36 protein-coding genes are annotated in these 26,497 nt (G+C 55.9%); 14 read left to right on the top strand and 22 right to left on the bottom strand.

The window, feature by feature from the left end:
* Positions 1-53: 53 nt before the first annotated feature.
* Both ABJ205_RS05620 and ABJ205_RS05615 read left to right on the top strand, forming a co-directional pair.
* Positions 54-941, top strand: coding sequence for a hypothetical protein (locus ABJ205_RS05620; RefSeq protein ID WP_348158678.1), 888 nt, complete (start codon positions 54-56; stop codon positions 939-941).
* Entirely contained in the window at positions 938-1,723 is a 786-nt protein-coding gene (locus tag ABJ205_RS05615; protein WP_348158679.1) for a folate-binding protein, read from the top strand. The genes ABJ205_RS05620 and ABJ205_RS05615 overlap by 4 nt, the downstream gene beginning before the upstream one ends.
* Here ABJ205_RS05615 and ABJ205_RS05610 read toward each other — a convergent pair.
* The 4 genes from ABJ205_RS05610 to rplU form a co-directional block, all read right to left on the bottom strand.
* Positions 1,713-2,324 carry a helix-turn-helix domain-containing protein gene (locus ABJ205_RS05610; RefSeq protein ID WP_348158681.1) on the bottom strand — a complete coding sequence of 204 codons (612 nt, stop codon included), beginning with the start codon at positions 2,322-2,324 and terminating at the stop codon, positions 1,713-1,715. The genes ABJ205_RS05615 and ABJ205_RS05610 overlap by 11 nt on opposite strands.
* Before the next feature lie 90 nt (positions 2,325-2,414).
* Entirely contained in the window at positions 2,415-2,963 is a 549-nt protein-coding gene (locus ABJ205_RS05605; RefSeq protein WP_348158683.1) for a GNAT family N-acetyltransferase, read from the bottom strand.
* A gap of 224 nt (positions 2,964-3,187) precedes the next feature.
* Positions 3,188-3,457, bottom strand: coding sequence for a 50S ribosomal protein L27 (gene rpmA, locus ABJ205_RS05600; protein WP_348158684.1), 270 nt, complete (start codon positions 3,455-3,457; stop codon positions 3,188-3,190).
* Between the two features lie 15 nt (positions 3,458-3,472).
* Positions 3,473-3,982 carry a 50S ribosomal protein L21 gene (gene rplU / locus ABJ205_RS05595; RefSeq protein ID WP_348158686.1) on the bottom strand — a complete coding sequence of 170 codons (510 nt, stop codon included), beginning with the start codon at positions 3,980-3,982 and terminating at the stop codon, positions 3,473-3,475.
* A gap of 234 nt (positions 3,983-4,216) precedes the next feature.
* On the opposite strand from rplU, the gene ABJ205_RS05590 reads away from it, so the two are divergent.
* From ABJ205_RS05590 to ABJ205_RS05580, 3 genes are read left to right on the top strand one after another with little or no spacing between them, the layout of a single operon-like run.
* Entirely contained in the window at positions 4,217-4,726 is a 510-nt protein-coding gene (locus tag ABJ205_RS05590) for a hypothetical protein (protein WP_348158688.1), read from the top strand.
* Positions 4,723-5,271 (top strand): cyclic nucleotide-binding domain-containing protein, encoded by a 549-nt coding sequence (locus ABJ205_RS05585; RefSeq protein WP_348158690.1) that lies wholly within the window; start codon positions 4,723-4,725, stop codon positions 5,269-5,271. The genes ABJ205_RS05590 and ABJ205_RS05585 overlap by 4 nt, the downstream gene beginning before the upstream one ends.
* Positions 5,199-5,426 carry a helix-turn-helix domain-containing protein gene (locus ABJ205_RS05580; RefSeq protein ID WP_348510038.1) on the top strand — a complete coding sequence of 76 codons (228 nt, stop codon included), beginning with the start codon at positions 5,199-5,201 and terminating at the stop codon, positions 5,424-5,426. Before ABJ205_RS05585 ends, ABJ205_RS05580 begins: the two co-directional genes overlap by 73 nt.
* Here the strand turns inward: ABJ205_RS05580 and ABJ205_RS05575 are convergent, their stop codons facing one another.
* From ABJ205_RS05575 to coxB, 16 genes are all read right to left on the bottom strand, one after another.
* Positions 5,427-5,876, bottom strand: a complete 450-nt coding sequence (locus ABJ205_RS05575; protein WP_348158692.1) for a hypothetical protein — start codon at positions 5,874-5,876, stop codon at positions 5,427-5,429.
* Positions 5,877-5,954: 78 nt separating this feature from the next.
* Positions 5,955-6,413, bottom strand: a complete 459-nt coding sequence (locus ABJ205_RS05570) for a molybdenum cofactor biosynthesis protein MoaE (protein ID WP_348158693.1) — start codon at positions 6,411-6,413, stop codon at positions 5,955-5,957.
* Between the two features lie 6 nt (positions 6,414-6,419).
* Positions 6,420-6,662 (bottom strand): MoaD/ThiS family protein, encoded by a 243-nt coding sequence (locus tag ABJ205_RS05565; RefSeq protein ID WP_348158695.1) that lies wholly within the window; start codon positions 6,660-6,662, stop codon positions 6,420-6,422.
* 4 nt (positions 6,663-6,666) lie between these two features.
* Entirely contained in the window at positions 6,667-7,725 is a 1,059-nt protein-coding gene (gene moaA, locus ABJ205_RS05560) for a GTP 3',8-cyclase MoaA (protein ID WP_348158696.1), read from the bottom strand.
* Complete coding sequence (locus ABJ205_RS05555; RefSeq protein ID WP_348158697.1) at positions 7,718-8,029, bottom strand: Rossmann fold domain-containing protein; 312 nt, start codon at positions 8,027-8,029, stop codon at positions 7,718-7,720. The genes moaA and ABJ205_RS05555 overlap by 8 nt, the downstream gene beginning before the upstream one ends.
* Positions 8,030-8,032: 3 nt before the next feature.
* Positions 8,033-8,416 (bottom strand): dihydroneopterin aldolase, encoded by a 384-nt coding sequence (locus ABJ205_RS05550; protein WP_348158698.1) that lies wholly within the window; start codon positions 8,414-8,416, stop codon positions 8,033-8,035.
* A 13-nt stretch (positions 8,417-8,429) separates the two neighbouring features.
* Positions 8,430-9,326, bottom strand: coding sequence for a class I SAM-dependent methyltransferase (locus ABJ205_RS05545; protein WP_348158700.1), 897 nt, complete (start codon positions 9,324-9,326; stop codon positions 8,430-8,432).
* Entirely contained in the window at positions 9,326-10,729 is a 1,404-nt protein-coding gene (gene thrC, locus ABJ205_RS05540; protein ID WP_348158701.1) for a threonine synthase, read from the bottom strand. Before thrC ends, ABJ205_RS05545 begins: the two co-directional genes overlap by 1 nt.
* A gap of 60 nt (positions 10,730-10,789) precedes the next feature.
* A complete protein-coding gene (locus ABJ205_RS05535; protein ID WP_348158703.1) occupies positions 10,790-11,350 on the bottom strand; it encodes an SURF1 family cytochrome oxidase biogenesis protein in 561 nt (186 codons plus the stop codon).
* On the bottom strand, positions 11,347-11,631 hold the full coding sequence (locus ABJ205_RS05530) for a DUF983 domain-containing protein (RefSeq protein ID WP_348158705.1): 285 nt from the start codon (positions 11,629-11,631) through the stop codon (positions 11,347-11,349). Before ABJ205_RS05530 ends, ABJ205_RS05535 begins: the two co-directional genes overlap by 4 nt.
* Before the next feature lie 95 nt (positions 11,632-11,726).
* The gene (locus tag ABJ205_RS05525) at positions 11,727-12,608 is read right to left on the bottom strand and encodes a cytochrome c oxidase subunit 3 (RefSeq protein WP_348158706.1); all 882 of its coding nucleotides are present in this window, start codon (positions 12,606-12,608) and stop codon (positions 11,727-11,729) included.
* An 18-nt stretch (positions 12,609-12,626) separates the two neighbouring features.
* Entirely contained in the window at positions 12,627-13,244 is a 618-nt protein-coding gene (locus tag ABJ205_RS05520) for a cytochrome c oxidase assembly protein (protein ID WP_348158708.1), read from the bottom strand.
* A gap of 4 nt (positions 13,245-13,248) precedes the next feature.
* Positions 13,249-13,389 carry a hypothetical protein gene (locus ABJ205_RS05515; protein ID WP_348158709.1) on the bottom strand — a complete coding sequence of 47 codons (141 nt, stop codon included), beginning with the start codon at positions 13,387-13,389 and terminating at the stop codon, positions 13,249-13,251.
* Positions 13,386-14,321: a heme o synthase gene (locus tag ABJ205_RS05510; protein WP_348158711.1), complete on the bottom strand. Its 936-nt coding sequence runs from the start codon at positions 14,319-14,321 to the stop codon at positions 13,386-13,388. Before ABJ205_RS05510 ends, ABJ205_RS05515 begins: the two co-directional genes overlap by 4 nt.
* A 108-nt stretch (positions 14,322-14,429) precedes the next feature.
* Positions 14,430-16,136, bottom strand: a complete 1,707-nt coding sequence (ctaD, locus tag ABJ205_RS05505; protein ID WP_348158712.1) for a cytochrome c oxidase subunit I — start codon at positions 16,134-16,136, stop codon at positions 14,430-14,432.
* Between the two features lie 53 nt (positions 16,137-16,189).
* Positions 16,190-17,164, bottom strand: coding sequence for a cytochrome c oxidase subunit II (gene coxB / locus ABJ205_RS05500; protein WP_348158714.1), 975 nt, complete (start codon positions 17,162-17,164; stop codon positions 16,190-16,192).
* Between the two features lie 259 nt (positions 17,165-17,423).
* Here coxB and pyrE point away from each other — a divergent pair, with 259 nt between their 5' ends.
* The 9 genes from pyrE to ABJ205_RS05455 all read left to right on the top strand — a co-directional run bounded on the left by pyrE (position 17,424) and on the right by ABJ205_RS05455 (position 23,166).
* Entirely contained in the window at positions 17,424-18,029 is a 606-nt protein-coding gene (gene pyrE / locus ABJ205_RS05495) for an orotate phosphoribosyltransferase (protein WP_348158716.1), read from the top strand.
* A gap of 7 nt (positions 18,030-18,036) precedes the next feature.
* The gene (locus ABJ205_RS05490) at positions 18,037-18,786 is read left to right on the top strand and encodes a pyridoxine 5'-phosphate synthase (RefSeq protein ID WP_348158717.1); all 750 of its coding nucleotides are present in this window, start codon (positions 18,037-18,039) and stop codon (positions 18,784-18,786) included.
* Positions 18,783-19,067: a pyridoxal phosphate biosynthetic protein gene (locus ABJ205_RS05485; protein WP_348158719.1), complete on the top strand. Its 285-nt coding sequence runs from the start codon at positions 18,783-18,785 to the stop codon at positions 19,065-19,067. Before ABJ205_RS05490 ends, ABJ205_RS05485 begins: the two co-directional genes overlap by 4 nt.
* Positions 19,064-19,486: a holo-ACP synthase gene (gene acpS / locus ABJ205_RS05480; protein WP_348158720.1), complete on the top strand. Its 423-nt coding sequence runs from the start codon at positions 19,064-19,066 to the stop codon at positions 19,484-19,486. The genes ABJ205_RS05485 and acpS overlap by 4 nt, the downstream gene beginning before the upstream one ends.
* 96 nt (positions 19,487-19,582) lie before the next feature.
* The gene (gene lepB / locus ABJ205_RS05475) at positions 19,583-20,455 is read left to right on the top strand and encodes a signal peptidase I (RefSeq protein WP_348158887.1); all 873 of its coding nucleotides are present in this window, start codon (positions 19,583-19,585) and stop codon (positions 20,453-20,455) included.
* Positions 20,456-20,478: 23 nt separating this feature from the next.
* Positions 20,479-21,684, top strand: a complete 1,206-nt coding sequence (locus tag ABJ205_RS05470; protein ID WP_348158721.1) for a DUF3089 domain-containing protein — start codon at positions 20,479-20,481, stop codon at positions 21,682-21,684.
* Positions 21,685-22,155: a Holliday junction resolvase RuvX gene (gene ruvX, locus ABJ205_RS05465; protein WP_348158722.1), complete on the top strand. Its 471-nt coding sequence runs from the start codon at positions 21,685-21,687 to the stop codon at positions 22,153-22,155.
* Positions 22,156-22,240: 85 nt separating this feature from the next.
* Positions 22,241-22,777 (top strand): PaaI family thioesterase, encoded by a 537-nt coding sequence (locus ABJ205_RS05460; RefSeq protein WP_348158724.1) that lies wholly within the window; start codon positions 22,241-22,243, stop codon positions 22,775-22,777.
* The gene (locus ABJ205_RS05455) at positions 22,774-23,166 is read left to right on the top strand and encodes a PaaI family thioesterase (RefSeq protein WP_348158725.1); all 393 of its coding nucleotides are present in this window, start codon (positions 22,774-22,776) and stop codon (positions 23,164-23,166) included. The genes ABJ205_RS05460 and ABJ205_RS05455 overlap by 4 nt, the downstream gene beginning before the upstream one ends.
* Positions 23,167-23,182: 16 nt before the next feature.
* Here the strand turns inward: ABJ205_RS05455 and ABJ205_RS05450 are convergent, their stop codons facing one another.
* On the bottom strand, positions 23,183-25,330 hold the full coding sequence (locus ABJ205_RS05450) for a transglycosylase domain-containing protein (protein ID WP_348158727.1): 2,148 nt from the start codon (positions 25,328-25,330) through the stop codon (positions 23,183-23,185).
* Positions 25,331-25,478: 148 nt separating this feature from the next.
* The gene (locus tag ABJ205_RS05445) at positions 25,479-26,459 is read right to left on the bottom strand and encodes an AAA family ATPase (protein ID WP_348158729.1); all 981 of its coding nucleotides are present in this window, start codon (positions 26,457-26,459) and stop codon (positions 25,479-25,481) included.
* Positions 26,460-26,497: the final 38 nt, after the last annotated feature.

Below are 26,497 nucleotides of genomic sequence, written 5' to 3'. Positions count from 1 at the left end.
CGGCGCGCGCTGGGGCTTTCCACCCCTCATTCGCGCGCCTAAGGCTTTCACCCATGACAACAATCGCGTTCCTCGCCTGTGAGACCACTCTTCCCGGCTCGAATACCCGGCGCGAAGACGCGTTTGAGCATGACCTTATGATCGAGGCGATTAGACCCGCATTTGAGCAAAAAGCGTGGGAACTGCGCGTGATTGATTGGGAAGCGCCCATGGCCGCATTTGACGGCGTGGACCTAGTAATGCTGGGCACCTCGTGGAACTACGCCGACAATTCCGATGCCTTTCACGCAAAGCTCGAAGCGCTCGAGGCAGCAGGGATAAATGTCTGCAACAATGCAGCTATTGTGCGCTGGAATATCAGCAAGACATACCTACAAGAATTGGCAAAGCACGGTGCCCGAACCATTCCAACTCTGTGGCTGGATCATCTCAGTGCCGCCGATGCCGAGGCGGCATTTGGCCAATTTGATTGCGAGAAATTGGTGGTGAAACGGCAAATCGGTGCCGGGGCAGAAGGTCAGGATTTATTGGAACGAGGCGCAGTACCAGCAGACTGGCAATTCATGCACCCTGCGATGGTCCAACCCTTCCTTCCCGCCATTGCGGAAAAAGGGGAACTCAGCTTCCTTTTCTTCGGAGGTTCCTACGGCCATTGTGTGCGCAAGCTTCCCGATGCAGGCGACTACCGCATCCAATCTTTATATGGCGGACGCGAGCTAGCCCATGACCCCAGCGCAGACGAGATCGCTCAGGCAGCTGCGATCATCGAAACGCTGCCCTTTGATGCTCCACTCTATGCGCGGATCGACATGTTAGAAGGAGAAGACGGTAGACTGATGGTCATGGAAGCTGAGCTTATCGAGCCTTATCTTTATCCCGAACAAGGTCCGCGGATGGGCGAAAACCTTGCCAATGCGATTGTGAAAGAGTTGGAATTATGAACGCTAACTGGCTGAAATCACGCAGCATCATCCGAATGCGCGCCGAAGAGCCAAACGAAGACGTAAGGGAATTCCTACAGGGTCTTATCACCAACGATGTGAGCGGCGATCTGCCTGTCTATGCCGCGCTTTTGTCGGCGCAAGGCAAAGCTATGTTCGATTTCTTCGTGTGGTCAGACGGTGAAGATATCCTCCTCGATTGTGAGGAGGCCCAAGCAGATGCGCTTGCCAAGCGCCTCTCGCTCTATCGCCTTCGCCGCAAGATCAGCATCGAGCCTGACGAGACCTTAGCGGTCTTTTGGACCCCCGAACGCGGCGGAGGGAAGCTCATTCCTGGTAGTCCCCCAGGCGAGTTAATGATCCCAGCCGAACACGCAGCAACCGATCCAAGAATACCCGAGATGGGATCGCGCTGGCTGGCTCAACCTGTCTCGCTTGAATGGCCTGAAGGTGACAACAATTACCTCGCCCACCGGCTGGCCCACGGCATTCCAGAAGGAAGCGCGGAACTTGGTGATATCTTGTGGCTTGAAACCAACGCGGTTGAACTCAACGGCGTAAGCTTCAAAAAAGGCTGCTATATTGGGCAAGAAAACACCGCGCGAATGAATTGGCGTCAGAAGGTCAATCGCCGGCTAGTGGTGGTCCCATTTGATCAATCGCAAGAGAAACGGCGCAAAGCCGCCTATTCAGAACTGGGGTTTGCCGTCGATCATCTGCGCGTCGCTGACCTTGATCCAGCCACCCTGCCTGACTGGCAAGCAGCAGGTATCAGCGAATAACATTCTCGCCGTAATAGTTGGCCATTGAAGCCTCAAGATTGGCCGCCGCCCTGTTGCGGGCTGTATCACGCGGAAGGCCGAGCGATTTCGCCAAGGCAGCCCCGATGAGCGCATCCCCCAAAGCCAGCAACACCAAGCTCAACGTGTCTTTGTGAACATGCAAAGGGTCGTCTGTGTGATGCTGTGCCTCTTCAGGCGCGATCTCGTCGACGAGCTCGTGGATCGTGCTGATAATCGGGTTTAATGCATCTTCATTGCCCGACAACAACATCCAAGACGTAAGGGCCCCTGCCCCTTCGCGGTCAAATGCATCGAACGCCAGATCGACAACCTCACGCGCAGAACCAAGCCCTGCACGGCTTGCGCGGACAGCTTCGATAATCGTTTCACAAACGGTCTTAGCCAAATGCTCAGCCAGCGCCTTTTGCAATCCGGAAGCCGATCCGAAATGGTGCAACAAATTGGCATGTGTCCGGCCAATACGCGCTGCCACCGCTTTCAGCGTCACGGATTGCGGTCCCGTTTCAATCAGGAGGCCACGAGCAGCCTCAAGCGCGGAACGGCGCGATTCTTCGGGGCTCAGTCTTTTACGTACGGTCATTGAAGGCGTTGTTAGGGGAATTGCCGCACGCGCTCAAGACGCGCTCGCACAAGATGTCCGAGTAAACGAAAAACGCGAAGCAATTCCAAGTTAAGCTGCCTTGCTTCCTGAATGATCGGCACCGCATGACAGTTCAATCGCGTATTCCGCGGTCATCGCCGTCTCACCGCGTCCACAGGAATGGCGTTCAATCACCCGGCCTGTTGGCTCAAATCCAAGCTTTGTGAGTACCGCGCCCGAAGCAGGATTGTCGAGAAAGTGCGAGCCGTAAACGCGTGGGTATCCAAGCGTGGCGGCGATCGAAAGCGCCGCTTTGCCTGCTTCGGTGGCATAGCCTTTGCCCCAATGCTGACGCGCAATCCAATAACCGATCTCAACGGTTCCCGGATAATCCGGATCATGGGCATCAAGTCCAATACAACCAATCGCTTGCCCATTGCACGCTGTTGTAATCAGAAAGCGCGGTTCATGGGGAGCCAGTGGACGCGCTGCAAAATCGCGCGCGTCTTGCTTGGAATATGGCCACGGGGCCCGCGCGAGATTACGCACCACACCTTCATCGGCAATCCCGCCATAGACGGCTTGCCAATCTTCAGGCCATATCGGTCTTAGCAACAAACGTTCACTGCGATGGAACACGTCTCGTTTCCTCTCTCGCCATGTATGAGCGCCGATTAGGGTGCGAACATGACAGTCTGTTTGCATCGGACATAAAATTCCGACCAAACGCACTCAAAAAGAGGGAGAAACGACAAGAGGGAGTTGGGCTCCCCATTTTGGGGTGGCCCTTCTCCCTCTAGAGTACCGATGGTGTCATCGGTCAGGACCGCCCCGTTGGACGATCCTTTTCATGAACCGTCCGGTTATTCGGCTGCTTCCGCCATAATGTCGACTGAGACATATTTGCGCGACTGCTTGCCAGTGTGGAATCGGACCACGCCATGCTCGAGCGCAAATAGGGTGTGGTCTTTGCCAATACCCACGTTTTCGCCCGGATAGAATTTGGTTCCGCGTTGACGCACGATGATGTTGCCGGCGACGACTTGCTCGCTGCCGAACTTTTTCACACCAAGGCGGCGACCTACTGAGTCGCGACCATTACGTGATGAACCGCCTGCTTTTTTATGTGCCATGGTTCAGTACCGTCCTTACTTCTTGTCAGTCTTAGGCGCAGGCATTTTAGCCGGTGCCTTTTTGGCGGGAGCTTTTTTGGCAGCAGGCTTTTTGGCTACTGCTGCTTTTGGAGCTGCTTTCTTGGCCGGAGCCTTTTTAGCAGGTGCCGCTTTCGCGTCGGTTTCTGCCTTAGGAGCTGCTTCCTTCTTAGGAGCGGCCGCTTTCTTAGCAGGAGCCTTCTTAGCGCCAGCGCCAACATCAGTGATGCGCAGAAGCGTCATTTGCTGGCGATGGCCAGCTTTACGGCGGTAGTTGTGACGACGACGCTTTTTGAAAACGATCGTCTTCTCGCTCTTGGCTTGAGCGATAATCTCTGCCGAAACAGTTACTTTACTTGCGTCAGCGACAGTGTCGCCTTCGCCGGCGAGCAGGATGTCGCCCAAAGTGATGGTGTCACCGGCTTCTCCGGCGAGCTTTTCAACGGCAATTTTGTCTCCAGCGGCAACCCGATATTGCTTGCCGCCAGTGCGCACGATCGCGAACATGGCTAAATACTCTCGTTTCTTTAAGCTGTTCGATTAAGCGCGAGACATTCACGCCCACCGAACCACCCAAACACAGCGTTTGGTTAGCGCAGCCAGATAAGCCGCGCCAGAAGGAAGCGTGCCGTTAAGGGAATGGGGCGTTTGAGTCAACGCCAGTTTCGCGAGAATCTGCGTCATTCACCACAGAAACCGGATATTTGCGTGGTCTTGCGACCATGATAAGACTAAGCCGCGATGATGAACCCGACCAGCATACAGATTTCCCTCGCAATATCCCTTAGCATAGCGCTTGCCGGGTGTGCCTCCGCGGATGGGAGCTATCCTTCGCTTGCGGTGCGCGATGCAGAGCGCGCACAAGGCACCTTATCGCCTTCACCAGAAGGCGCCTCCAAACCGTTAGAATCGGCAAACCTCGATTCCATTCTCGAGGCGGCTACCAAGGCGGGGAATTTCGACAATATGTTTAGTCTCGAGCAAGGTAACGTGCGCAAACTGATCGAGGCCAGTCAAGGGCTGAGCCAAGAAAGCGATGCCTATGCAAAGGCTCTCGTCGGCCTTGGTCATTTGTCGAGTCTGCGTGGTCAAACGGCGGGTGTGCTGGCCCAGCTCGATCAAATGGAAGCGCAGGCCGCAACAACATTTGCGCCTTTGGATGAGATCCACAAAGCGCAAACCCATGTCGCTGGACTGATCGCACAGCAGGATGAAACTCTTGTATCATTGGGAGGGCAGTTGCGCCGGTGAACCGGGCCTGCGCCACCTGCCCTGTCAGACAAAGCGCCGCTTGCGCTGTTCTGACAGAGGATGAGCGCGATGCGCTTGCGGCGGCAGGCAGCACGCGCACATTAGCACGCGGCGAAATGCTGTTTGCAGCAGGGGATGATGGGGCGGCCTGTGCAACACTTGTCAGCGGCGCTCTCAAAATCACCTCCTTTGATGCAGACGGCAATGAGCAAATCCTCAACCTCGTCCATCCATCGGGGTTTATCGGCGAGCTGTTTAGCCCATTTGCCCACCATGATGTGGTGGCGCTTACCGAAAGTCGTCTTTGCACATTTGCGAGGGCCGATATGGAGCGCGCGGTGGATGAATATCCTGCTTTGGCGCGCGCATTGCTGCGCCGTTCTCAAGAAGACTTGCTTAGCGCACGCAGCTTGTTGGAGTTAACTGGCCATGCGAAACTGGCCATGCGACAGCGGAGGCTCGGCTTGCCGCTCTGCTCCACGATTTTGCAAGCGCGGCCAGCCACACTTCCTGCCATATCGCCTATCACTTTGAACTGCCTCTGACACGCGGCGAGATGGCCAATATGCTTGGCCTGACGATTGAGACGCTGAGCCGCAAGCTTGGCGAGCTTGAGGAAATGGGTGCGATTGTGCGCAAAGGAAAGCGCGGGATCGACATTACCGACCCCGCGCTATTGAGGGAAGTGTCAGGCCGATAGTCAGCTGACCACAGCTGCGATTATCACGGTCGCAATCCCCCACATGACGATCAAGACCGGCAGGATCAGCATCTGGATCACAGCATCACGCGGAGCCAGTCTGCCAGTCAGTGTCATGATTCCGTCCTTCGCAAATTTGCCCATGGTAAGCGACCTGCTCTCATTGCCTTTAAGGCGTGTCCAAATCGCAGGAACTCCAAAGCCGCCGACGATAAAGACCGCGAAGATGACCATTGGGATCACCAGTTCCGGATTGCCGAAGCCTGCGAAAGTGACCGCAAGGAAAGCCATGTATAGCCCCACAGTGATCCCGTAATAGGCGGTGGGAATTTCGAAATTGCGGTCTACCTCGACCTGATGGCGGGCTGCGTTTTGAGGGGCGGCGCTTGCGGGCGCATCGACAATGCGAGCTTTGCCTTGATCGATTTCGTCTCGAAGTTGTTTGGACATGAGCTGATCTCCTTTGTTGAAAGGAGAATTAGAGCCGTCAACAATGGCCAACTTTGATCCAGATCAAACTGGCTAGATTTATTTGTCCCAGCGCGCCAAATCGGCGTAGTCATCAGCGCGCGGTTCAATCCAATGCCAAGCATCTGCGCGTTTCTCGCGCTTCCAAAACCACGCGGCGGCTTTCAAATGGTCCATGCAGAAATCGACCGCATCAATGGCCCCGCGCCGGTGACGGGCGGTGGCTGAGACGAGCACAATGGGTTCGCCAACACGCATTTTGCCGACACGGTGAACCATCAAAAGGCCCATAAGGTCGAATCGTTCGATGGCGGTGTCTGCGAGGGTTTCCATTGTGGGCAATGTCAGCGGTTCGTAGTGGGATAGCTCTAGAGCCTCGACGCCCATATCTTGCCCTTCTCCGCCTCTTACTTCGCCAACGAATGTGCACACACCGCCAAGTCCCGGGTGAGCCTGTGTAAACGGGCCAACGAGTGTGCCCGGAATGAACTCTTCGGTGAGGAGGCGAACGTCCTTCACGCCCCGTTAGCCCCCGGATACAGGTGGGAGGAGCGCAACTTCATCGCCGTCTTTGGCCCGAAGCTGTGTTTTGTCCGCTAGCACCCGGCCTCCGAAAGCAACATTGACGCGTTCTTCGCCAAGCTGAGCAGCGACCTCTTTGCCCACAACGTCGAGCAGCCCTGCCCAATCGAGCGGGGCATCCGCTTCCACGCTTTGCTTGCCTGCCATATCGGCAAGCGGTCCCAAGAAGATGATTCGAACAGCCATCCGGTTAGCCTCCCGTCATTGACATATGGCGCGGCAAATGCGGCGCAGCGCCGCGTTCGTCCATCCGAAAATGATGGCGCTCAGGCTTAATCAACATGGTCTGATCAAAAGCCTTGGCAAGCTCCCCTTGTGGATCATCACTGCGCAAAGCGGCGCGCATATCCACCCGCTCTCCCCCGCCAAGGCATGGGTAAAGCTGACCCGTCGCCGTCACTCGCAAACGGTTGCAGCCATCGCAAAAATTGTTAGTGTGCGGGGTGATTAGCCCGAGCCGCCCGCCCGTTTCCGCCACATCCATATAACGCGCCGGACCGCCGGACTTGTGCGCATTATCGGTAAGCGTCCAACGCTCCTCCAGCGCACTTCGAACATCGCTCAAAGGCAGATATTGATCGAGGCGCTCTTCCTCGACATCGCCAAGCGGCATGACTTCGATCAGCGTCACCTCATGATCCAGCCCATGCGCCCATGCGATAAGGTCGGGAAGTTCATCCTCGTTCACGCCTTTAAGCGCCACTGCGTTGAGCTTTACCCTGAGCCCCGCCTCCTGCGCCGCCGTGATCCCCTCAATAACCTGAGGCAGTGCATCGCGCCGCGTAAGCTCTTCAAACCGTGCGCGGTCGAGCGTATCGAGCGAAATATTCACCCGCCGCACGCCTGCCTTGTAAAGCGCCTCTGCATGGCCTGCGAGCTGCGTCGCATTGGTGGTTAGAGTTAGTTCTTCAAGCCCGTAACCAAGCCTTTGGCCAAGCGCTTCAAACAAGCCAATGATGCCTCGGCGAACCAAAGGCTCACCTCCGGTGATACGGATTTTTGTGACCCCGCGATCAATAAAGCCTAATGCTAAATCATGTAGTTCTTCGAGAGAAAGGACCTCCTTTTTGGGAAGAAAGGTCATACGCTCGGGCATACAATAGGTGCAGCGCAGATCACAGCGGTCTGTAACGGACAACCGCAGATACGAAATCGTGCGGCCAAAGGTATCGATCAATGGCGCATTGGGACTGGGATCGGCCTTCGCCAAATCCAGAAAGTCACGGTTCCGCACCAAGCCTTTAGTCATTTGTTTGACTGTAATGCCCTGTTACGCCCTTTGCATCCGCCAAATAGCGGATCAGCGTCTCTTTCTGGGCTTGATCCCCTGCTCCGATCACATTCACGCGGGAGGGAGCCGCATCGCGGGCCATATCCCTTGCGACCGCCTGACGCCAATCCGCGTGATCGGGGCCAGCGGTTGGGAGAATGATCAATAAGTCACCCCCACACGCAACCGACCGTGCGGCGTCCAAATGCTCCGCAAAAAAGGCAGCGCTCGCTTCAAGCGGGCTCTCTGGTAATTCAGAAACCTGGTATTGCGCCAATGCCATCTTTTATTGAGCGGGCCGTTCACGGTGGAGCGTGATGCCAATCTTCTCATTGCCTTCAGCAATAGCGAGCTTGATGATCTTCACCGTCACGGCCTGAACGCGTTTATCCTGCACAAACAGCGTTTCGCAAATATGGTCGCCCACCGCTTCAATCAGCTTGAAATGGACGCCTTCTGGCAGACCGTCAGAAGCTGCGAATTTCAAGTCCATATAATTCTTGCTCGCTTCAAGTGGCGTGTCATGGTCATAGCGATCGGCAATGTCATAGCGCGCCTGAATAGTGATGCGCAGCGGCTGAGGCTTGCCAGTTTCCTCAGAATAAATGCCGGTGAGGACATTCACTTCCAGATCGGCAACTTCGAGAATGAGCGAATCGTTTTGTGTCATCGTGTGAGAGCCCTTAGCCCGGATTGGACCAGCGTGCGAAAATAGCGGTGGGCAGAAGCCGCCCGCCCTCCCCTTCCTCACGCACAGCCAGATCGCCGTGCTCGATTTGTCCGGGAAGGTGCGCCAGAGCCTCTTCAAGCAAGCCAGCTATGGAAAGACTACTCATCCGCACTGCGTAAACGGTGAGAAAAAGAAACGCGCTTTTGTCATCGAGAAGCTTGGCACAATCGCCAATCAGGCCGGAAAGCCCCTCTTCAATGCGCCATGTCTCAGTCTTTGGCCCGCGCCCGAATTTGGGCGGATCAAGGATGATCCCGTCATAGCGGCGTTCGCGGCGAACTTCGCGCGCGGTAAACTTGGCCGCATCATCGACCAGCCAGCGGATCGGGCGATCCTCCATTTTGGAAAGCTCCGCGTTCTCGCGCGCTTGAGCCACCGATTTCTTCGACGCATCAACATGGGTCACGCGGCCATGATCGGAAAGCGCCAATGTGCCAAGCCCGGTGTAGCCAAACATATTGAGCGTCTCAGCATCCATGTGCCCGCTCAATTGTCCCCTCATCCAGTCCCATACGGGCGCCATATCGGGGAAGAATTGGAGGTGCCTAAACGGCGTCGGCTGCGCGGTGAAACGCACGTCATTCCATTGCAGCTCCCACCCATCGGGGACCTCGGGTGAAAGGTTCCAACGTCCCCCGCCATCCTCGTCAGAGCCCGGCACAAACTCGCCCGCGGCATCCCAGTCGGCAAGGCGCGGTTGCCACATGGCTTGGGGTTCGGGACGGACAAACGCATGAGGGCCAAAAGCCTCAAACTTTCGCCCCGCCCCGCTATCGAGCAAGCGGTATGAGCTCTGGTCTGGCCACCCGGTGCATTCCATCACCAGCGGTTGCTGGATGAGGCTAGCCATTAGCTGGCTGTCGCGCTGGCGTTGGAGAGGACAAATTCGCGCGCAGCTTCATAGTCGCCGCCAATTTCCACCATCGCTTCTTCACGGCCGAAAAGATTGCCCACACGTGCAGGCAATGCAGGGCGAACACCCGTCGCTCGCTCAACCGCATCTGGAAATTTGGCTGGGTGAGCGGTCGCTAGGGTCACGATTGGGGTCCCGTTTGCAACCTGCGCCTGCCGAGCAGCATGAAGGCCCACGCCTGTGTGCGGGTCAATGACCTGCGCCGTGTGGCGATAGGCCCATTGCAAAGCCTGCGCCGTCTCTTGCTGATCCGCTCGGCCGCTGGTGAAAAGCGCGGAAGTTCCCTCGCGCTGCGCATTGGTCAATTGCATCGCCTTCGAGGCTTCGAAGGCGCTCATTTGTTCGGCCATCGCTAGGCCGTCGCGGCCACCAACATCGAACAAAAGACGCTCAAAATTGGAGCTGACCTGAATGTCCATCGAAGGTGTGATCGTTGCCGTGGTGGTACCGGTCGAATAATCCCCATCCTTCAAGGCACGGTGCAGGATGTCATTCACATTGGTGGCGACGATCAATTGCTCAATCGGCAGCCCCATCTTGCTCGCCACATAACCTGCAAAGATATCGCCAAAATTGCCAGTGGGCACGCTGTAGGCCGCCGCCCGTTCTGGCGCGCCCAATTGGAGCCCGGCGTAGAAATAATAGACAACCTGCGCCATCAGCCGCGCCCAGTTGATCGAGTTCACCGCGCCAAGGTTGAGCGTTTTCGCAACGCTCTCATCAGCGAACATCTCCTTCACATGAGCCTGCGCATCGTCAAAGCTGCCATCAATCGCAAGGTTGTGCACATTAGGCGCACGTACCGTCGTCATCTGGCGGCGTTGTACATCGGAGACTTTGCCGCGTGGGTGGAGCATGAATATCTCAACCCGCTCAAGGCCCGCGACTGCGCGGATCGCAGCAGAACCCGTGTCACCGCTGGTCGCGCCAACGATGGTGAGCTGCTCAGCCCGGCGTTCAAGGAACGTTTCAAACAAGCGGCCCAGCATTTGCAGCGCCACATCTTTAAACGCGAGTGTTGGGCCGTGGAACAATTCCAACAACCAGTGCTGTTCATTCAGTTGCACCAAAGGCGTGACCGCTGCGTGGCCGAAATCGCCATAGACAGCTTCACACAAGGCTCCCAATTCATCATCGGTGAGCGAGCCTGCAACGAACGGCTTCATAATACGCGCGGCTAGCTCTGGATATGGGAGTCCACGCATGGCGCGGATTTCGTCTTGGCTAAAGTGCGGCCATTCAGCAGGCAGGTATAACCCACCATCGCTGGCCAGCCCTGCAAGCGTTGCACCTTCAAAATCGAGAATGGGCGCGGAGCCTCTGGTGGAAATGTATTTCATTGTGCAGTGCGGTTAGCGGGGTGCGAGATTTGGGGCAAGTAATGCTATATTTGGACAGCCCTAATCCCGCTTTATCAGCTTAGTGCGGATAGCGAGAAAATAGATCACCAAGGCCGTGAGCGCGAAGAAGAACCACTGACCTGCATAAGCGAGATGATTGTTGGGCAGGTCGCTAGGATCAGGTTTGGCGAGAGGATAGAGGCCGCCGGCAGGAGGATCTGCCACAAGGCGCGGCCCTGGCGCGATGACACCTTCGACCATTCCGCCATCCCATTCAAACGCCCTCAAATCTCGGGTAAATCCGAGATCTACGGTCACGCCCGCATCTCCATCTTGGCAAATAACGCGCATTGCCCAGCCCTTTGCGCCGTTGGCAGCCGTTCCTGATACCGGATCACGGCTGAGAATTTCGCTGCAATCAACAGAGCTTCGGCGGAACCAAACCTCTTCGCCCGTTCCTCTAACCGGGAAATCGGCAATCTGTATGCCCGCCTCGCTATAACGAGCAACCAACACCGCTTTCTCATCGGCGCGTCCCAATTGCCAAAAGCCGAGCCACACCATCGTAGCCGCAGCAGCCAAAACGATAACCGTGGGGATAATCGGAAGGTTGCGGATCATTCGGAAGGTTCCTTGGCATTCTCAAAACTGGCGTAGAGCAACACGGTCTTAAACAGCCGCAAGCTATATATCACCGTGCCTACCGTGACGGGTGCCCAGAACGCTGCTTGCAACCACAAGGGCGGGCGGAATGTGTTCTCAATCCCAACAGCGATCACGATGAGGATGATGGCAATCAAGACGGTGAACAGGCCGCTCACCCTCCCGCCGCGCTCGTACTTGGAAAATTCAAGTTCGCACTCGGAGCATTTGATAGCCACGCTGGCCGGGGCCTCAAACAAAGTAGGCTCTTTACACCTAGGGCATAAACCCAAAAGGGCAGCCCGGAAGAAACCGGACTGCCCTTTCGATGTCTCAGGACCGGAGCCCTTCACCATCAGTGGTAAACGGCGCCCCAACCGCCCCAGACGTAAACTGCGATGAAGAGGAACAGCCACACCACGTCAACAAAGTGCCAGTACCAAGCCGCCGCTTCGAAACCGAAGTGTTGCCGCTGGGTGAAGTGGCCAATGTACGCGCGGTAGAGGCAGACAGCGAGGAAGATCGTACCGATCAAAACGTGGAAACCGTGGAAACCTGTCGCCATGTAGAAGGCGCTTGAATAAGTGTTTCCGCCAAAGCCAAACGGCGCAATGCCGTACTCATAAGCTTGGATGCCGCTGAACAGCGCGCCCAAGGCGATGGTAGCCCACAGACCTTGCTTCAGCCCCTCACGGTCTCCGTGAATGAGCGAGTGGTGCGCCCAAGTAACGGTGGTGCCTGAACATAGCAGGATCAGCGTGTTAAGCAGGGGGAGGCTGAACGGATCGAGAACTTCCATACCTTGAGGGATGAAATCACCCTTGGGCAATTCTGTGCCGCCTACCAAGGTGTTCAGCGCTTCGGTCGTCCCTGCCGCTGCATCATAGGCGAGCGGATCGGGGAAAAGCGCAAAGTCAAAAAAGCTCCAGAACCATCCGACAAAGAACATAACTTCAGAGGCGATGAACAGGATCATACCGTAACGCATATGGAGCTGAACAACTGGTGTGTGGTCACCTTGTTGGGCTTCCATGGTGACATTGCGGAACCACATGAAGAAAGTCGCAAGAAGGCCCGAAAGACCAATCCACATGGTCACATCGCTCCAGAAACCGAACAGTTCTGGATAAAAGCTAAGGACCATTCCGCCAGTGAAAGTCAGTGCCGAAAACGAGCCGATGAGCGGCCAAATATCGGGCTCCAAAATGTGATAATCGTGGTTTACATTGCCAGCCATGGTTCGAGTTCCCGTCCCTTAGGATGCGTCAGATGGTGATTTCGAGCGGTCAAGGCCCGTAACTACAGGCTCCTTCGCGCGGTGAAAAGTGTAGGAGAGCGTGATTTGCTCAATGTCGGCGATCGCATCGTCTTCGAGGATTGCCGGATCGATGTAATAAAGCACAGGCATGGTCACTTCCTGCCCCGGCTGCAAAGTCTGCTCGGTGAAGCAGAAACATTGGATCTTGTTGAAGTATGCTCCCGCCTGCCACGGCTCGACGTTAAAAGTCGCAGTGCCAGTGATAGGCTCGTCCGTATAATTGCGCGCCACATATGTCGCAATATCACGTTGGCCGATACTAACGGTATCGGTGCTTTGTGAAGGAGCGAACTCCCAAGGCATATCGCGCGCCAAGCTCGCATCGAAACGGATTGAAATCTCTCTGGTCGTGCCCAGCGATGCTGCTGCCTTTGCTTCGGTCTGTGTTGCAATCTGCGTTGTGCCAGCAAAACCCGTGACGCGGCAAAACAGATCGTAAAGCGGGACCGCTGCAAACCCAAGGCCGAGCATCGCAGCCGCTCCCAACATGGCGATAATGCCAGTCTGGACATTCTTGTGCGCTGTTTCTTGGTCGAATGCCGTTGTTACGCTCATCGCATCAGCCTCCAATCCGGGCCATCGTGATCGCGTAGAATAGAACCGCAAAGAAAAGGAGCGTACCGCCCACCACCCAATTGCGTGCATTCTGACGGCGCTTGAACTCTTTTTGCTCTGCGCGCTTTTGCTCTTCAGATGTCATGAGAAGAACCCTCCACCGATTATACCTTGCGCAAAGAGCACCCGGTCAGCGACCAATGCTGCAAAAAGCACAAAAAGATAGGCGATGCTGAATTTGAACAGCAGCACTTCGGGTTTCATCGGATCATCTTCTGCGCGGTCACGAAGGCCCACAGGCCATGCAAGCGCAAAGAACAGAACCGAGAGCACAACAGAAACCGAACCATAGACCCAGCTCGTCCCGCCGATCAACCAAGGCGCAACGGCAATCGGCGCAAGCAGCACGGTGTAGACCAAGATTTGGCGCCTAGTGGATTTTTCACCGCGTACAACCGGCATCATCGGGATGCCAACATTGGCGTAATCAGTCTTCACAAACAGAGCCAGCGCCCAAAAGTGCGGCGGGGTCCACATAAAGATAATCGCAAACAGAAGGACCGGCATAGCGGTCAGCTCACCCGTCACAGCCACCCAGCCAATCAGCGGAGGAAACGCACCAGCGCCGCCGCCAATTACAATGTTTTGAGGTGTACGCGGCTTGAGCCACATGGTGTAGATCACCGCGTAATAAATGATCGCGGCGAACAACAGGCCTGCGGCGAGCCAACCGATCGCAAGGCCCATCAGCATGATCGAAACGCCTGACAGGAACATGCCAAAATCGCGCGCATCATCGCGGTGCATTCTGCCGTCGGGAAGCGGGCGGTCAGCCGTCCGCTCCATCCCTGCATCGAGGTCCGCTTCCCACCATTGATTGATAACAGCAGAGCCCCCTGCCCCCATCGCAATGGCAAGCACAGCGGTAAAACCAAGAACCGGATGAATAGAACCAGGAGCCGCCAGCAAACCGCAAATCGCTGTAAACACCACCAGCGTCATAACACGCGGCTTTGTGAGCGCGAAAAAGTCGCGCCACTCAGTCGGCATTAGGGTGGTTGTGGTGGTCGCGGTCATTTCAGCTCAGCCTGATGGCTCTTTCCTTTTGTGCGAAGAGGGCACTCCTAACGGTCGCGCCCTCCCCCTTAGTCTGTCTTGGTGCCCCGGTTTGTCCGGGATCACCGTTTAGGCCGTTGCCGGGCGATGATCGTGGTAATCATGATGATCCTCGATCACTGGCAGCGTTTCAAACTGGTGGAACGGCGGAGGTGATGTCAGCGTCCACTCAAGCGTGGTTGCGCCTTCGCCCCATGGGTTGTTCGCCGCCTTCTTGCCTGCGAGGTATGCGTAAGCAAGGTTAGCAAAGAAGATCAGCATGGAAGCTGCCATGATAGTATAGCCATAAGAGCTTATTTCGTTCCAGAACGCATACTTATCATTGTAGTCGGGAATACGGCGCGGCATGCCTTGCAGACCAAGGAAGTGCTGCGGGAAGAAGATCACGTTCACGCCGATGAAGAACACCCAGAAGTGCAGGTGCGACAAGAACTCGGAGTGCATCTTACCGCTCATCTTCGGGAACCAGTAATAGAACCCAGCGAACAGCGAGAACACCGCGCCCATCGACAGCACGTAGTGGAAGTGTGCGACAACGTAATAAGTGTCGTGAAGGTTGTCATCTATACCGCCATTGGCGAGAATCACACCGGTCACACCTCCGACGGTGAACAAGAATATAAATCCAAGTGCCCAAACCATCGGTGACTTAAGCTCAATCGAGCCACCCCACATGGTTGCGATCCAGCTGAAGATTTTTACGCCTGTCGGGACAGCAATGACCATGGTCGCTGCGGTGAAGTACATCTTCGTGTTCACGTCGAGGCCAACGGTGTACATGTGGTGCGCCCACACGATGAAGCCGACAACGCCAATGGCAACCATTGCGTATGCCATACCGAGGTAGCCAAATACTGGTTTACGGCTGAAGGTTGCAATGATTTGGCTGATCATGCCGAAGCCCGGCAGGATCATGATGTAAACCTCTGGGTGACCGAAGAACCAGAACAAGTGCTGATAAAGGATCGGGTCACCGCCGCCCGCTGGATCGAAGAACGTCGTCCCAAAGTTACGGTCGGTCAAAAGCATGGTGATCGCCGCGGCAAGCACCGGCAGTGCGAGCAGGAGCAAGAATGCGGTTACAAGCACCGACCATACGAACAGCGGCATCTTGTGCAGGGTCATACCCGGCGCGCGCATGTTGAAAATGGTGGTGATGAAGTTGGTCGCACCAAGGATCGAACCAGCACCAGCCAAGTGGAGTGAGAAGATCGCAAAGTCGACTGCTGGCCCCGGTGCGCCTGTCGTCGAAAGCGGCGCATAGACCGTCCAACCAACGCCCGCACCATTACCGATCGAGTTACCCGGCACAAACAGCGAGAATAGGAGCGACAAGAAACCAACAACCGTCAGCCAGAAGCTAATATTGTTCATACGCGGAAACGCCATATCCGGCGCGCCGATCATAAGCGGCACAAACCAGTTACCAAAGCCGCCAATCATCGCGGGCATCACCATGAAGAAGACCATGATAAGACCGTGACCCGTGATAAACACATTCCACATATGGCCAGCGGCCGAAATATCTTCGGGCGAGGAGCCAGCAAACCACCAAAGGTATTGAATATCCGGCTCCATTAACTCCATCCGCATGACACCCGACATCGCACCGCCGATAATACCAGCGACAATTGCGAAGATCAGGTAGAGCGAACCGATGTCCTTGTGGTTGGTTGACATGAACCAACGGGCAAAAAAGCCTGGCTTGTGATCGTGGTGATCATCGTGACCATGGGCATCTGCTTCAAGTCCGGAATTGTCTGCGGTCGTTGCCATATCGTCTATGTCTCTCGCGTCTTCTAATCTTGTCTTGTGGCTAGGCTGCGAATTTACGCAGCCGCTTCTTCGGTTGCTTCAACGTCGGTTTCAGCGACTTCAGCACCCGAAACGGTGCCACCTTGCTCGACAACCCAAGCTTCAAACTCTCCCATTGGGAGCGCTTCAACAGTGATAGGCATGTAGCCGTGCAATGCACCGCAAAGCTCTGAACACTGGCCATAATATACACCCGGCTCATCAATCACGAGCATACGCTCATTCAAACGGCCCGGAACCGCATCCAGCTTGAACCACAATGAAGGGATCGCAAATGCGTGAATCACGTCAGCCGCTGTGGTTTGCAAACGGATTGGGACGCCTGCCGGCACAACCATGCGATTGTCTACAGCCATCTGGAATTGGTCGCCTTCTCCAGAAGCAACCGCCTCTTCTTTGGACAGCATGTTGGAGATGATCTCAACATCGTGATCGGGATATTCATAGCCCCAATACCATTGGTAGCCGACAGCTTTGACCGTGACCGCATCCTCTGGCGGCTCTTCATATTGGCGAGCAAGCAAAGTGATCGACGGCACTGCGATCACCACAAGGATGATAACCGGCACAACGGTCCAGATTACTTCAATCAAGGTGTTGTGCGTTGTGCGCGATGGGTTCGGGTTTGACCGCCGGTTAAACTTCACAATCACATAAAGGAGAAGCAACAGCACGAACACGCTAATCACGGTGATCACGGGGAGCAGGATGCGATCGTGCATCCAAAGCGCATACAGTCCGTCCTGCGAATACTGATCTTGGAAAGTCATGCTTGCCCAAGGATCCGTCTCATAAGAGGTTGGCATGCCCTTGCCCGGCGTCGGTGCCATTCGCTCATAGTCGCCAGCAGCTTCAGCAGGCGCGACTATTTCTTCAGCGACAACTTCAGACGCGTCTTGCGCCATCGCACTTTGCGGAAGGGCGAACAGCATAAACGCTGCGCACAGGGCCATAAATCCAAGTTGAAAGCGGTCGAAAGCTTGACGCATAACTGAGCCTAATCGGTTTTAAAAAATGTTATCCCATCGCTTGAGCTTCGACAAACCTTATGAAAAAGGCCCCCGTCTAACCCAAACACTCGCGACAAACCTGTCACAATCCCAGCCCCCTTAGCCGCGCTTGCTCACTGCCTCAAGCGCTTCTAGGGAGAAAAATATGCAAGTCGCCATGCTGCCAGTGCAATTCACGGGCAATTGGCGCATTTGAATTCATATTTCCGCTCCTGATTACAACGGATTAATACCTAAAATGACCGCTAGCGAATCCATCCCCAAGACCGTTGAAGACGTCCTCACCGAGTTTCGCAGCTGCGGGGCACTGTTAGAGGGGCATTTCAAGCTTTCCTCTGGCAAACACTCTGGCCACTACCTCCAATGCGCACGGGTTTTGATGAACCCTGCCCGGGCAAACCGTCTTGCCCAAGGTGTAGTGAACGCAATTCCTGATGAGGTTCTCTCCAAAGTGGACGTTGTTGTGTCTCCTGCCATGGGGGGAATCATTGTCGGGCAAGAAATCGCGCGGGTATTGAACAAGGATTCGATGTTTCTCGAACGGCCCGACGGGGTATTCCACCTACGCCGCGGATTCGCATTGGAACCAGGCGCAAAAGTGTTGATGGTTGAAGATGTGGTCACCACCGGCCTTTCCAGCCGCGAGGCGATTGCGGCGATCGCCAAGGAAGGCGGAGAAGTGATTGCAGAATGCTCGCTTATCGACCGGTCGATGGGAACCGTCGATCTGGGCGTGCCTTTCTTCCCCCTCGCTGCCTTTAACTTTGCGACCTATGATGAAGACAGCATTCCGCCCGAGCTCGCTGCCATAGCTGTGACCAAGCCCGGAAGCAGGAAAGAATAAGCCACAGATGATTCCCGACCGACTGAGACTAGGCGTCAATATCGACCACGTCGCCACCATCCGCAATGCGCGCGGCGGCGATCACCCGGACCCTGTGCGCGCAGCCGAAATCGTGGCGAGCGTCGGTGGGGACGGGATCACCGCGCACCTTCGCGAAGATCGCCGTCATATTCGCGATGAGGATTTGCAACGCATTCAGGATGCGACCGATCTGCCCTTGAACCTTGAAATGGCGGCGACGCAGGAGATGCTGGAGATCGCGCTGCGCCATAAACCGCACGCCGCATGCATTGTCCCTGAAAAGCGCGAAGAGCGGACCACTGAAGGCGGGCTGGACGCGGCGGGCCTTCACAACACTCTCGTGCCGATAGTGGACCAGCTTCGTGAAGCGGGCATCCGAGTGTCTCTCTTTATCGAAGCGAACGAAAAGCAATTGGATGCGGCTCTTCGCCTTGGCGCACCGGTGGTGGAATTCCATACTGGCGAATACGCACACGCGATTCTTGACGAGAATAGTGAGCGAACCGCCAACGAACTTCGCCGCATCTCTGACATGAGTGCGCTTGCAGCGAAGAATGGGATTGAACCGCATGCCGGTCATGGCTTGACCTTTGACAATGTCCAACCCATCGCCGCCATTCCTCAAGTGGCAGAGCTCAACATCGGACATTACCTGATTGGCGAAGCTATATTCTCGGGGCTGGAACCAGCGATCCGCCGGATGCGTGATCTTATGGATGAAGCGCGCGGGCAATGACTTCTGAATATTTGCTAGCATTGAAACCTGCTCAAAAACGCTGGGCACTGGCGGCGGCAGTGTTGTTCCTCATGAGCATCGGTTTCCTCGGTTTTTCGCTCAACACAGGAATAATGCGTCCATTTGCGATTGGTTGGGTCGCCCTGCAGATCTTTGGATATGTCGGTGCAATCCGTATGGCCAAGGGCGATTTCGCACATCCCCTGTTTAAGTCGCAAATCATGCTACATGTGATGGCAGCAACTCTTCTAATCATTGTGATCGTAAAGGCGTTTTCATGATCATCGGCACCGGCTCTGATCTTTGTAATATCGAGCGCATTCAAAACTCGCTGAACCGTTTTGGAGAGCGATTTGAGAACCGCGTCTTTACAGAGTTGGAGCGCGCAAAGGCGCGCAAACGCCCCTTCACCATTGCGGGCACCTATGCCAAACGCTTCGCCGCCAAAGAAGCTTTCAGCAAGGCGGTGGGCACCGGGTTTCGGCGCGGCGTTTTCATGAAAGACATCGGCGTTGTGAACAAACCATCGGGCGCGCCAACCCTTTTGCTCACCGGCGGCGCAGCCAAGCGGCTTGAAGAAATGGTCCCAGCGGGCCATGAGGCGCATATTCACCTGACACTCACCGACGATCACCCATGGGCACAAGCCTTTGTAATAATCGAGGCGATCCCTAACATGGGGCCCCAAGAGCTGATCTGATCCGAAACAATATACGCAGAAACGAACACGATCTTGAGCCAGACAAACACGCCGCCAACCGCTACGGACAAAAGCGAGCCTCACCCGCACGAAGAATTGCGCAAGCAGCTCAATGACAAGGGCGCTGAGGAAGAAAAGATCAATTGGTTCGCCGAGGCGCGCGGGCTTGCTCTGATGCTTTTCGCAGTGCTTCTGTTCCACAGCCTTGTGGCAAAACCATTCTACATCCCATCGACCTCAATGATGCCGGGTCTGCACGTGGGCGACCGACTGGTCGTCAGCAAATATCCTTACGGCTGGTCATGGGCATCTGCGAGTTTTCACGTATTGCCGCGCGGCGAATGGCGCGTCTTTGGCTCAACGCCCGAATATGGCGATGTGGTGATCCCCGTGCATCCTTTGCGCGATGAGGACTATATCAAACGGGTTGTCGGCCTTCCCGGCGATACGATCGAAGTGGATGATGGCCGCCTGATCCTCAACGGTACGCCGGTCAAACGCGAGGTCGTGCCACCGGTGCGCATTCCGTTTGAGCCTGAGCTTCTATGCAATGGCTCCCCATGCCTCTCGAGCTTCGACCGTTTTCGGGTGCGTGAAGCGGATGGTTCGATCTATTTCGAGCCTCCCACCTACCGCGAAACTCTGCCCAATGGTGCAAACTATCTGATTATTGATCACCGCGATCAGTCCAATGACAATTTCGGACCGTACATAGTGCCGGAAAACAATGTCTTCGTGATGGGTGACAACCGCGATGAAAGCGCAGATAGCCGCGCACCCGCAGAAGCAAGCGGCCTTGGTGGAGGGATCCCACTGGAAAACATCGGTGGCCGCGCTGAGTTTATCACTTTCAGCCTCAACGGTTCTTCCACTTGGAACCCGCTGACATGGTTCTCAGCCATGCGCGGTGACAGGGCTTGGACGACTTTGCGCCCTGCGCTCGCTGAAGAAGACACAGCGCCAGAATAGGCCTCCTCTAGAAAGCACCTTCGATGGCTCGTAAGTTCCTCTACCTTATCGCTATTCTCATCGTTCTGGCGTTCGCCGCTTTGATTGTTTTACGCATCTGGTCGCAGGAACTCACCGCCTTCGTTTTTGTCCCCGATGTGGAGTTTGTCGAACAAGAACCGCTGGAGGCAAACGCCTATCAAGACCCTGCCATGTGGTATTCGCGCCCCGGTATTGGTGTCACCGACCCCGCGCGTTGGCAGCCTGCATTGGTTCAGGCGTTAGAACAGGGCAGTGAAGGCGAAGAAGAAACCGCGACCTCGCGTCCAGTCGACCCAAAGCGCGAAGAGCTTGGCATACACGGCGACGTGCCAGAATTTGCGGTCTTCTTCATCCACCCCACCAGCTATTTGAGCAGCGACAGTTGGAACGCACCGATTGGCGACGAAGAAGCAGAGCGCATCGCCCGTATCTATGTGCGCGGCATGGCAAGCGCATTTAACGCTGCCGACGAAATCTGGGCACCGCGTTATCGTCAAGCGACCATGGGCGCATTCCTGACTGACGCCGCTGAAGGCGAATCCGCATTGGATGCGGCCTATGCAGACGTGCTCGAAGCGTTTCGTTTCTTCCTCGATTCGATTGATGCTGACATGCCGATCGTGCTTGCTGGGCACAGCCAAGGTTCGGTTCATCTCCTTCGCCTGCTTCAAGAGGAAGTTCAGGAAAAGGGCTTAGAAGAACGCATTGTTGCCTCATACGCGATCGGATGGCCGATTTCGGTTGAACATGATTTGCCAGCTCTTGGCGTTCCAGCCTGTGCGACCGCGGCGCAAACGGGATGCGTGATTTCGTGGTCAAGCTATGCCGAACCTGCTGACCCCTCCCCGGTAATTGATACCTATTCCGCTTCTATCGGCTTTGGCGGAGAGCCTCGCGGCGGCAGTCAGATACTGTGCACCAACCCTCTGCTTGGGACATTTGGCGGCACCGCAGAAGCAAGTGCAAACCTTGGTACGCTGGTGCCGGATGACAGCATGTCAAACGGCGAGCTTGTGCCGGGCTCTGTTCCTGCACGCTGTGATGAGCGCGGCCTTCTTATGATCGGGGACCCGCCAGAAATGGGTTCTTATGTGCTGCCTGGGAACAATTACCACGTCTATGATATTCCGCTTTTCTGGGCGAACACAAAAGCGGATGTCGCACGCCGCGTGAGCGCGTTTGCGGACGATCAAGAAGGCAAAGATTGATTGATCACCGAATTTGCCCCTGATTTTGGTGAAGCGCTGCCGGATGGTGGCGCGCTTTTGGGGTTAGACCTTGGCACCAAGACCATCGGCACTGCGTCCTGCGACGCGGGTTGGCGCTTTGCCACCAATGGAACCGTGATCGGCCGCAGCAAATGGGGCAAGGATCGCATGAAGTTTCAAACGCTGATCGAGGAACGCAAGGTCAAAGGCCTCGTTTTAGGCCTTCCGCGCAATATGGACGGGTCCGAAGGGCCCCGCGCACAAGCAAGCCGCGCCTACGCTCGCAATCTTGATGAAGCCTTTGGATTGCCCCTGCTGCTGTGGGATGAGCGTTGGTCCACCCAAGCTGCCGAAGCGGCAATGATTGGACAAGATATGAGCCGCGCCAAGCGGGCCAAGGCCATCGACGCACACGCCGCCGCGGTCATCTTACAAGGTGCCATTGACCGCATGGCCGGCGGAGTACTTTAAGAACGTGCTCTAGGGCGAAACTCACAGTTTTTGGATGCTTTGGGCGTTGTCATACGCGCCCGCTCGCTCCAAGAGTGCCTTCAAGATGAGTAAAGACACCTCCTTCCCCGTTCACGCCTTTGACCCTGCACAGGTCAGCAAGATGATTATGGCGCGCGCCCATCCCGGTTGGCTCGGCCTTGAATACTCAAGCCATGGCGATAATTGGGTTGAACTCAAACTTCCATGGAATGAAAAATTGCTGGGTGAACCTGATCGCCCGGTCCTCGCCTCAGGGCCGATTGTCAGCCTGCTCGATATGGCGAGCGGCATGTCCATCTGGTGCTCTCGCGGAACGTTTACGCCGGTTGCAACGCTCGACTTAAGGGTCGATTACCAGCGCCCGGCCAAAGAACGCAGTGCAGTTTGGGCGCGGGTCGAATGCTATCGCATCACCCAATCCGCAGCCTTTGTACGCGGCATCGCGCATGATGGCGACCCGGACGACACCGTGGCGACGATGGCCGGCGTGTTTATGACACTTAGCGGTGACCCCAAGGCCATCGGCCAACAGATCAAAGCTCAGGCCGATGCAAAGGCGCAAGAGACGACAGCGAGCGAAGACAAGGGAGAACGGCAATGACAGACAGCCTTAACCTTCCTGCCTATGCTCAAGCTCTTGGCATCGCCTTGCACGAAATCGAGGATGGTCTCCCTATACTCACCGTCGATTTTGGTGCCGATGTCGAGGGGCGTCCGGGCCATTACCACGGCGGCGCGATTGCCGGCCTTCTGGAAAACGCCGCCTATGCCGCCTTGCGCAGCGCTCTTGTAGCGCAAGACCGTGAGGCAAAGCTCAAGCCCGTAAATATCACCGTCCAATATTTGTCAGCGGGTAAGCCGCTTACCAGCTTCGCCAAGGCGCGTATCACCCGAATGGGCCGGCGCAATGCCAATATAAGCGTCGAGGCATGGCAATCGGACCGCGATAAACCGATTGCCAGTGCGGTGATGAATATTCTGATGGCCTGAGCAATTCGGAAGCGACCTATTGATCGGTTTCCTCCAGCTCAAACCCATCCTCTGAAAGGCGCAATTCCACCGGAACTCCGTCTTGTGAAAGCACCAGCCCGTCCTCTTCGAATCGAAGGCTAGTGCCGTCATCGCCAAGCGGGATTTCCTCGCCCTGTTGGATATCAATATCGAAGGGTTCCACCGGCCCTTGCGGATCGGGTGATTCCTTAGGTTTGGGCGTCGGCAGATCAAGCGCACCCCTCATAAAATCCTTCCAGATGCGCGCTGGCAATCCGCCTCCGGTCACACCGCCAAGCGAAGAATTGTCGTCATTACCGACCCAAACGCCGACCACCAAATCGCCAGCATAGCCAACGAACAACGCGTCGCGGTTGTTTTGCGTTGTGCCGGTCTTGCCAAAGTTTGCGATGGGCAGTTCAGCCGCCTCGCCGGTACCCCGATTGATCGCCGCGCGTAGCATTTGCTCCATATCTTCATGAACACGGCCAGACGTTGAATCTTCCGATGAGAAAACCCACTCCCACCAGCTCTCCTCTTCTTGCGGGAAGGCGTAAGGGCGCACCGGATATTCATTTGCTGCAACCCCTGCATAAGCAGCGGTAAGTTCAAGCAGCGTCATGCTTGATGAACCAAGAGCAAGGCTCGGGTCGCCTTGGGGAAGCTCGGAACCAACCCCTAAACTGCGGGCTGTGCGGATTACGCGTTCACTGCCAACCTCATTGAAAAGGCGTACCGCTGCGACATTGCTGGAAGAGGCAAAAGCATCCTCCAATGTTATCGTCTTCGAATACCGCTCACGCGAATTTTTAGGGCGGTAGCTGCCCGCCTCAATCGGTTCGTTGGAAATGGTGTCTTCCGGATCCCAGCCAGCCTCAAGCGCGGCGAGATAAACGAACACCTTAAAGGTTGAGCCCGGCTGCCTGCGCGCCTGTGTCACCCGGTTGAACGGGCTCTTTGCATAGGATTTGCCGCCAACCATCGCGACAACTTCACCCGAAGGCCGCATCGCCACAAGGCCAACCTGCGCCTCGCCGAGTCCGGCTCTTCCCACCACTCTGTTTGCAAGCGATTGAAGTTGCGCATCAAGCGTGGTTTCTACCACTAACTTTTCATAGCCTTGTTCGATCTCTTCGCGGGCCAAGGGTAATGCCCAATCGGCAAAGTACGTGCCCGTTGGAAGGTCATTGCGGGTGCGCACATCAAGTTTGGGTGCAGGCAGCGCATCGGCTTCAACTTGGCTTATATACCCGACATCGACCATCGCCCCTACGACAAGATCCATCCGGGCCTTGGCACGGTCATAATGCTTGGTCGGATTATATCGCGAAGGAGCTTGCAACAACCCCGCGAGCATCGCTGCCTGCTCTGGCTTCAGGTTTTCCGGCTTACGATAGAAATAGTGAAGCGACGCCGCACGCAAACCATATTGATTGTCTCCGAAATAGGCGTTGGAGAGATAGCGCTCCAATATCTCATCCTTAGTCAACCACCCTTCAATCCAAAAGGCAATCATCGCCTCCTGCGCCTTACGCGTCAGGCTGCGTTCGGGGGTTAGCCATGTGAACTTGGCGAGCTGCTGTGTGATGGTGCTGCCACCTCCGCGCCCTGTCCAAGCGGCACGCGCTATCCCGCGCGGGTCAACACCCCAATGCGAATAGAACCGCCGATCCTCAATTGCTATAAATGGTTCAATCACATGGGCAGGCAAGTCTGCGACACTGACGGGTTCGGCCACAACAGCCCCGCTGCGGGCAATCGGTGTGCCATCACTTGCGAGCAACGTCACTTGAGGCGCGGCAATCGGTTCCAAGCTTTTGGACAATGGCGCTGTGATTGCCAGCCATGCAAACAGCACGATAAACAGCGCAATCACCGCAGCAAAAATGCGAACCGCCCACCAACGCTTGCGCCGGCCAAGCCAAAAGGCACGCTTCCAGTACGAACCGCGATCCTTAGGGACAAGCGCGGCAGAACTGTCCAGTTGCGAAAGCCCCGCGTCCCAGCGTGAAAAGTCTGTCGAACCTGCTGCACGGTATGTTGAGGCCGCTTTCTCATTGGGATCGACCGGGCCCGGCGAATCGTAGAGCGCGTAAAATCCACCCTCATCGACCCGAGAATCGTCTCGCCTAGAGCGTTTCCAAAATCGACCAAACAATGTCATACGCAAGGTGTGTTAGCAGGATAATACGGAAGGTGGCAAGTACGGCACCCCTTGGCCTTCGTCATCCAGAACTTGTTTCAGGACAACACAAGGCGCACGCCCAAGCTTGAAAGTCATCCTGCAAGCTATGGATGGGGATCACGCCCCCTTAAACCGCACTCTCAGGCAAATCCTCACCAAACACACGTTGGTAATATTCGCTTACCAATGTGCGTTCTGCTTCGTCGCATTTGTTGAGGAATGACAGGCGGAAGGCAAAACCGACTGAGTTGAAGATCGCCGCATTCTGCGCCCATGTGATGACCGTACGCGGGCTCATCACGGTGGAAATATCGCCGTTCATAAAACCTTGGCGCGAAAGATCTGCAACCTTCACCATATCCGCGATCATTGCATCTTCGGCATCGGGCGTCTTCGATTTGACGATCTGCTCTTCGATTTCGGGCGACAGGTAATTCAGCGCGACGACCACGTTCCAACGGTCCATCTGCGCTTGGTTGATGGCCTGCGTGCCGTGATACAGCCCGCTAGTGTCGCCAAGGCCAACCGTATTGGTGGTCGCAAACAGGCGGAAATGCGGATTAGGCGTGATCACTCGGTTCTGGTCAAGCAACGTCAGGCGGCCATCAAACTCCAAGATACGCTGGATCACAAACATCACATCAGGCCGCCCCGCGTCATATTCGTCAAAGGTCAGCGCCACCGGATGTTGCAGCGCCCAAGGAAGGATGCCTTCTTTAAATTCGGTAACTTGCAAACCGTCTTTCAGAACGATTGCATCGCGGCCAACGAGGTCAATCCGGCTGATATGCGCGTCCAAATTCACCCGGATGCTGGGCCAGTTAAGGCGCGCGGCGACCTGTTCGATGTGAGTCGATTTACCTGTGCCGTGGTAGCCTTGAACCATCACCCGGCGGTTGTGCGCAAAGCCGGCAAGGATCGCTAGCGTCGTGTCCGCATCAAAGACATAGGCTTCATCCAATTCGGGCACGTGCTCTGACGGCGTGCTGAAAGCAGGAACCTGCCAGTCGATATCAATGCCGAATGTCTCGCGGACATCGACGGTGGTGTCGGGCTCCGTCGGGATGGCGCCAGCGCCTGCGAATTCTTCTGAAGTTTGCGTGTTCATTTCGCGTCGACCGTTAGTGGGCTCTGGGCCAGCCTGCA

It is taken from the genome of Erythrobacter sp. (genome assembly GCF_039988855.1).
In the GTDB taxonomy this organism is placed as follows: Bacteria; Pseudomonadota; Alphaproteobacteria; order Sphingomonadales; family Sphingomonadaceae; genus Erythrobacter.
The sequence above is the reverse complement of the archived record's forward strand: the minus strand, read 5'-3'. Positions and strand labels throughout refer to the sequence as shown.